Genomic DNA, 6,331 nt, shown 5'->3' on the forward strand with positions numbered 1-6,331 from the left:
GCTCATCTCTGGAATTGCGGCGGGAGTCGTCATGGACGCGCGCTAGCCCTTGGCCTGATTGGCCACGGCCTGCGCGGCCCTTGCCGCGGCCTCCGGGTCGCCGAGATAGTAGTGCCTGACGGGGACGAGTGCGTCGTCCAGTTCGTAGACGAGCGGGATGCCGGTGGGAATGTTGAGCCCCATGATTTCCTCGCTCGAAAGCCCGTCGAGATATTTGACCAGAGCGCGCAGGCTGTTGCCGTGTGCAACCACAAGCACGCGTCGACTGGCCATCACATCCGGGGCCATTTGGTCATGCCAGAGCGGGAGCACCCTGTCCACCGTGAGAGCGAGACTTTCCGACGAGGGCAGGACGGAAACGGGAACATCGGCGTAGCGCGGGTCGCGCGAGGGATGCCGGGGATCGTCGGCATCGAGGGCGGGCGGAGGGACGTCGTAGCTTCTGCGCCATGTGAAGACCTGATCGTCGCCGTATTTGCGGGCCGTTTCGGCCTTGTTCAGCCCCTGCAGGGCACCATAGTGGCGTTCGTTCAGACGCCACGATTTGCGGGTGGGAAGCCACATGAGATCCATTTCGCGCTGGATGATCCAGAGAGTTTCTATTGCGCGTTTGAGCAGGGAGGTGTAGCAGATGTCGAACGCGAAGCCCTGCTCCTGAAGCAGCATGGCGCCACGGCCCGCCTCGGCCGCGCCCTCGGGCGTGAGGCTGACGTCGGTCCAGCCCGTGAAGCGGTTTTCGAGGTTCCACTCGCTCTGACCGTGGCGGACGAGCACAAGTCTGTGCATGGCCTCTGCCTCCTTTTCGGGGTGACTTTCGACGGTGCCTTGCATTATGCTTGGACGACATTATATACATGACTGCCCCGGACGTGAAAAGCGCGGCTGCGGGCAGGGACAAACGGTCAGACAATATGTGCTTGCCAAACGGCGGCATTCGGTGTATCCAACCCATCTTTTCCGAACCCTGTGGAGGAATTTCCCATGAAGAATGATATCCATCCGAAGATTTACAAGGCGAAGGTCCGCTGCGCCTGTGGCAACGAGATTGAACTCCTTACCAGCAAGGGCGAAGAGATGTCCGTGGAAATTTGTTCCAGCTGCCATCCCTTCTTCACCGGCAAGCAGCGCTTTGTCGACACCGCTGGCCGCATCGATCGCTTCCGCAAGAAGTATGCGAAGTTCGGCGCGGGCAAGGAAAACTAGGTTTCTATTTCAGCGGGCCTTTGGGTCCGCCGGCAGTCGCCTCCGTCAGCAATTGTGCCTGTCGGAGGCGACTTTTCATGTAGGCCGGACGCGTTGACCAACGGCGGGTCCGGCGGGAGGCGGGTATGTCCGGAGTAGTCGAAACCGTCCGCGAAGCGGCTGGCGCACTGCGCCGGATCGCTGTCGGCGGAACAACGCTCTTCATGCGTGCGGCGCAGACCGTCGGCGGACAGGCCGTCGTCGAAGGCGTCATGATGCGCAACAAGGACCGGCTGGCCATTGCCGTGCGCAAGCCCGACGGTTCCATCATCCTCGAAACCCGTCCCTGGTTCACGCTCCTGCGGTCCGACTGGATGCGCAAGCCATTCGTGCGCGGGACCTTCGTTCTCATCGAAACCCTCGTCAACGGCATAAAGGCCCTCAACTTCTCCGCGCAGGCCGCGATGGAGGACGAGGGCGAGGAAGAGGTCAAGCCCTGGCAGCTCGCGCTGACCGTGGCTGTGTCCATCGCGCTGGCCCTCGGGCTGTTCGTGGTGCTTCCTCATCTGTTCACGCTGGGCATTCAGGCCCTTGGACTTGGCGGCGGCACCGAGTCGCTGAGCTTCCACGTCTGGGACGGCCTGTTCAAGCTTCTCGTCTTTGCCGGCTACATCGGGTCCATTTCCCTGATTCCGGACATCCGCAGGGTGTTCCAGTACCACGGTGCCGAGCACAAGACCATTTGGGCCTTCGAAGAGGGATGTGAACTGACGCCCGAGGCCGCCCGTTCGTTTAGCAGGCTGCATCCCCGTTGCGGAACGGCATTTCTGCTGTTCGTGCTTTCCCTGTCCATCGTCCTGCACGCGGTACTCATTCCGGCCCTGCTGGCCCTGTACACGCCCGAGGGGGCGGTGGTGAAGCAGGCCTATGTCGTCTTCGCCAAGTTCTTCATGATGATTCCCGTAAGCGCCGTGGCCTACGAGCTCATCAAGTACACGGGAACCAATGTCGAAGCCCGGCTGTGCCGGGTGCTGTGCTGGCCGGGACTCATGATGCAGTATCTGACCACCGGCGAGCCGGACGATTCCCAGCTCGAAGTGGCCATTGCCGCGCTCAAGGGCGCAGTCGATTAATGACTCCGAGAGGTCATCACCATGTTTGCCAAGCTTGACAGCATAGAACGCAAATTCGAGGAACTCGAATTAGAGCTTTCCTCTCCAGAAGTATTCAATGATCAGGAGCGCTACCGCAAGCTGACCAAGACCCACTCCGATCTCGGCGAGATCGTGAAGGTCTATCGCGAGTATCGCAAGCTTGAGGAGAATCTGCGCGACAACCGCGAGATGCTCCACGACGCCGACGCCGACATCCGCGACATGGCCCGTGCCGAGATCGAGGAGATCGAGGAGCGGCTGCCCGAACTGGAGCGCGAACTGCAGATTCTGCTTCTGCCCAAGGATCCGCTGGACGAGAAGAACATCATTCTCGAAATCCGCGCGGGTACGGGCGGCGAGGAAGCCGGTCTGTTCGCGGCCGATCTCTTCCGCATGTACATGCGCTACGCCGAGCGCAACGGCTGGCGCACCGAGATGATGAGCGCCAGCGATACCGGCACCGGCGGATACAAGGAAGTCATCGCTTCCGTGTCCGGCGACCACGTGTACAGCCGCCTCAAGTTCGAGTCCGGCATCCATCGTGTGCAGCGCGTTCCGGCCACCGAGTCGCAGGGCCGTATCCACACCTCCGCCGTTACCGTGGCCATCATGCCCGAGGCCGAGGAAGTCGAGGTGGACATCGCTCCCGAAGATCTGCGCATCGACGTGTACCGGTCCTCCGGTCCTGGCGGCCAGAGCGTTAACACCACGGACTCCGCCATTCGCGTCACCCATCTGCCCACCGGCCTCGTGGTGACCTGCCAGGACGAGAAGTCCCAGCACAAGAACAAGGCCAAGGCCATCAAGGTGCTGCGGTCCCGCCTGTTCCAGCTGGAGCAGGACCGTGTGCATCAGGAGCAGGCCGACGCCCGCCGCGCGCAGGTGGGTACGGGCGACCGTTCCGGCCGCATCCGCACCTACAACTTCCCGCAGAGCCGCGTGACCGACCACCGCATCAACCTCACCCTGTACCGGCTCGACGAGGTGTTGCAGGGCGAGATGGGTGAACTGGTGGACGCCCTCGTCAGCCATTATCAGGCCGAGGCGCTCAAGCAGCAGGCGGAAGAGGCGTGAGCCATACCCGAACGCTGCGCGACCTTGTCAACGAGTGTCGCGTCGAGCTTGAACGGCAGGGGGTGGATAGCCCCGCACTGTCGGCTGAAATTCTGGCGGCGCATGCCTTGGGCATGCGCCGCCTTGACATTGTGGTCCATGCGAATCGCGAACTTTCCGCCGAGCAGGTGGCGGCCGTGCGTGCCCTTGTGAGCCGTCGCGCCGCCGGGGAGCCCGTGGCCTACATCCTCGGCGAAAAGGAATTCTACGGACTGGACTTCGCCGTTTCGCCCGCCGTGCTCGTTCCGCGTCCGGAGACGGAACTCATCGTGGAGGAGGTCGAGCGCCTCTTTTCGCCTTGTGACGCCTTCACCTTCGCGGATTTCGGCACCGGCAGCGGTTGCCTTGCCGTAACCATCGCCTCGCTCTTTCCGAAGGCGCGGGGCATCGCCGTGGACATGAGCGCCGTCGCGCTGGCCGTTGCCGCCGCCAATGCCCGGCGTCATGGCGTGGCCGACAGGTTGTGCTTCGTGCGGGCCGATTTCGGTCGGGCCGTGGTAGCGGACGGAAGTCTCGATCTCATAGTCGCCAATCCGCCCTACGTGAGCGCCGCCGAATACGCAGAGGTCAGCCGCGAGGTTGCGGACCACGAGCCGCACTCGGCCCTTGTCCCGGCTGTGGGGGAGGGCGTCCTGTCCAACGGACTGGAGAGCGTGCGCGCCCTTGCGCCACGGGCCGCCGTCGCGCTGCGGCCCGGTGGGCATCTGCTCATGGAATTCGGCTGGAAGCAGGGCGTGGCCGTGCGGGACATCCTGCTCTCGCCCGAGGGCGGTGCCTTCTCGCGCGCCGAGGTGCGCACCGATCTCGCCGGGTTGGATCGCTATGTTCTGGCGGACACGGCCGAGTGAAAGTGTGCGTGAAAACACACGTGTGTTGCGGATTCCCCACACGTGTGCGCCGAAGGGCACAGAGACAAAATCAATAAAATCGCGCAGTTATGTCCGCGCCGCGTTCGGCATGTTTCTTGCTGAATAGGCTGCGGAGGCTATGAATGCAACAGACCACCATCCAGAAATCAGTCAAATGCTCCGGTATCGGCCTGCACAGTGGACGCAAGGTCGAACTGGTGATCCGTCCCGCCGGTGAGGATACCGGCATCGTCTTCGTTCTCAAGAATGAGAACGGAACCCGTTTCCTGTCGCCGACGCCCGAGAGCGTCGTCGGAACCGGGCTGGCGACCACCCTCGGCGAGGGACGCGATTCCATCGCGACGGTAGAGCACCTCATGGCCGCGCTGCGCGGCATGGGTATAGATAATGTACAGATAGAGGTTTCCGGCGGCGAAGTGCCCATCATGGATGGCAGCGCCGCTTCCTTCGTCTTCCTGCTCAAGTCCGCGGGCATTCGCAGGCAGAGTCGGCCTCGGCGCGTGTTTATGCTCGCCAAGCCCTTCTCGCACCGCAACGGGGACAAGTATATCAATGCTCGTCCGTACGACGGTTTCCGGGTGGACTACGTTATCGACTTCGATCATCCCATGATCGCCCGCCAGCAGTTGCGCTTCGAGCTGACGCCCGAATCCTTCGCCACCGAGGTGGCCAAGGCCCGGACCTTCGGCTTCCTGCGCGATGTCGAGTATCTCCAGAAGAATGGACTCGCGCTTGGCGGTTCGCTGGACAACGCCGTTGTCCTCGACGAGTACGGCGTGGTCAACGCCGAGGGGCTGCGCTACGAGAATGAGTTCGTGCGCCATAAGATCCTCGACTTCATCGGCGACATGGCCGTCAGTCCGCTGCCGCTCATGGGCCATTTCGAGGTCTGCTGCTCCGGACATGCCTTCAACAACGAATTCCTGCGCATTCTCACTGAGAATGGCGCGACCTATCTGCGTACGGTTGAGGCCTCCGCTGCCCGCGCCGCCGCAGCAGCCATTCAGGAGGAGGGCGAGGCTATCGGCGTTCCCGCCATGGCCTAGGCCACACTCCGCTTAGAGCCTCCGCCGGGCGAAACCCGCGTGGGACGTGGGTTTCGCGACATACAGTCAATTATGGGCTGCCCCTTCCGGGGCAGCCTTTTTTGTGCTAGAGTCCCCTTTCGGCGCGAGTGGAAAACGGCTTCGGAAGGACTTTTTGAAAAAAACTCGATGAAAATGATTTTTCCGCTTGACTCCGAAGCCGGGTCCGTATAGTTCTGCTCCTCGCCGACGGGGAAAGCGAAACGCGAAGCCGGACGGCACTTTGAAAGACTTGAACGCTGGTGTAGCTCAATTGGCAGAGCAGCTGATTTGTAATCAGCCGGTTGTGGGTTCGATTCCTATCACCAGCTCCAGCGTGAAAAATGGAGGGGTTCCCGAGTGGCCAAAGGGAACAGACTGTAAATCTGTCGGCGCACGCCTTCGGAGGTTCAAATCCTCCCCCCTCCACCATTCATATTTGCGCTAAGAAAACTGTAGGAGACAGGGCAGCCTGTTGCTTGACTGCAGGAAAAGTGCGCGGGAATAGCTCAATTGGCTAGAGCATCAGCCTTCCAAGCTGAGGGTTGCGGGTTCGAGTCCCGTTTCCCGCTCCACATCTTCACCTGCCCATCCCTCGACATCTCCCCACAGTTTTTTTATAAGGCCCACATAGCTCAGTAGGTAGAGCGCATCCTTGGTAAGGATGAGGTCACCGGTTCAACTCCGGTTGTGGGCTCCATACTGCTTTTTTTTATTTTATTTTCGTCCCTAGACCATCAACCAACCGTAAACGAATTTGTACGGGGGAAAGAGTCATGGCCAAGGAAAAATTCGAGCGTAAAAAGCCGCATGTTAACATTGGCACCATCGGTCACATCGACCATGGTAAGACTACGCTGACCGCTGCCATCACCAAGAGCGCCGCTCTGATCGGCGGTGGCAAGTTCATCGCGTACGACGAGATCGACAAGGCACCCGAAGAGAAGGA

General features: G+C 61.2%; 7 protein-coding genes and 4 tRNA genes. 10 read left to right on the forward strand and 1 reads right to left on the reverse strand.

All coding sequences use genetic code 11. From position 1 onward, the window contains the following. Positions 1–42: 42 nt before the first annotated feature. Positions 43–786: a 2,3-diphosphoglycerate-dependent phosphoglycerate mutase gene (gene gpmA / locus GGQ74_RS12840; RefSeq protein WP_167941934.1), complete on the reverse strand. Its 744-nt coding sequence runs from the start codon at positions 784–786 to the stop codon at positions 43–45. Between the two features lie 195 nt (positions 787–981). Between gpmA and rpmE the strand changes: the two genes are divergently transcribed. The 10 genes from rpmE to GGQ74_RS12890 all read left to right on the forward strand — a co-directional run. Beyond that, positions 982–1,203 (forward strand): 50S ribosomal protein L31, encoded by a 222-nt coding sequence (gene rpmE, locus GGQ74_RS12845; protein WP_167941935.1) that lies wholly within the window; start codon positions 982–984, stop codon positions 1,201–1,203. A 203-nt stretch (positions 1,204–1,406) separates the two neighbouring features. Beyond that, positions 1,407–2,315 (forward strand): DUF1385 domain-containing protein, encoded by a 909-nt coding sequence (locus GGQ74_RS12850; RefSeq protein ID WP_167942005.1) that lies wholly within the window; start codon positions 1,407–1,409, stop codon positions 2,313–2,315. 21 nt (positions 2,316–2,336) lie between these two features. Continuing rightward, positions 2,337–3,410 carry a peptide chain release factor 1 gene (prfA, locus tag GGQ74_RS12855; RefSeq protein WP_167941936.1) on the forward strand — a complete coding sequence of 358 codons (1,074 nt, stop codon included), beginning with the start codon at positions 2,337–2,339 and terminating at the stop codon, positions 3,408–3,410. After that, positions 3,407–4,297 carry a peptide chain release factor N(5)-glutamine methyltransferase gene (gene prmC / locus GGQ74_RS12860; RefSeq protein WP_167941937.1) on the forward strand — a complete coding sequence of 297 codons (891 nt, stop codon included), beginning with the start codon at positions 3,407–3,409 and terminating at the stop codon, positions 4,295–4,297. The genes prfA and prmC overlap by 4 nt, the downstream gene beginning before the upstream one ends. 143 nt (positions 4,298–4,440) lie before the next feature. Beyond that, positions 4,441–5,364 carry a UDP-3-O-acyl-N-acetylglucosamine deacetylase gene (gene lpxC, locus GGQ74_RS12865; protein WP_167941938.1) on the forward strand — a complete coding sequence of 308 codons (924 nt, stop codon included), beginning with the start codon at positions 4,441–4,443 and terminating at the stop codon, positions 5,362–5,364. Positions 5,365–5,641: 277 nt separating this feature from the next. Next, a tRNA-Thr gene (locus GGQ74_RS12870) sits at positions 5,642–5,717 on the forward strand. Between the two features lie 11 nt (positions 5,718–5,728). Continuing rightward, a tRNA-Tyr gene (locus tag GGQ74_RS12875) sits at positions 5,729–5,814 on the forward strand. Between the two features lie 66 nt (positions 5,815–5,880). Continuing rightward, a tRNA-Gly gene (locus GGQ74_RS12880) sits at positions 5,881–5,957 on the forward strand. Between the two features lie 49 nt (positions 5,958–6,006). Further along, a tRNA-Thr gene (locus tag GGQ74_RS12885) sits at positions 6,007–6,082 on the forward strand. Between the two features lie 76 nt (positions 6,083–6,158). Then, a partial coding sequence (locus tag GGQ74_RS12890) for a GTP-binding protein (RefSeq protein WP_245168301.1) occupies positions 6,159–6,331 on the forward strand: 173 nt, incomplete at its 3' end.

Source organism: Desulfobaculum xiamenense (assembly GCF_011927665.1).
In the GTDB taxonomy this organism is placed as follows: domain Bacteria; phylum Desulfobacterota; class Desulfovibrionia; order Desulfovibrionales; family Desulfovibrionaceae; genus Desulfobaculum; species Desulfobaculum xiamenense.

Coding starts and splice junctions, on each gene's coding strand:
- GGQ74_RS12850 (WP_167942005.1), top strand. CDS start 1,407: ATGCGTGCGGCGCAGACCGTCGGCGGACAGGCCGTCGTCGAAGGCGTC.
- gpmA (WP_167941934.1), bottom strand. CDS start 786: ATGCACAGACTTGTGCTCGTCCGCCACGGTCAGAGCGAGTGGAACCTC.
- prfA (WP_167941936.1), top strand. CDS start 2,337: ATGTTTGCCAAGCTTGACAGCATAGAACGCAAATTCGAGGAACTCGAA.
- lpxC (WP_167941938.1), top strand. CDS start 4,441: ATGCAACAGACCACCATCCAGAAATCAGTCAAATGCTCCGGTATCGGC.
- rpmE (WP_167941935.1), top strand. CDS start 982: ATGAAGAATGATATCCATCCGAAGATTTACAAGGCGAAGGTCCGCTGC.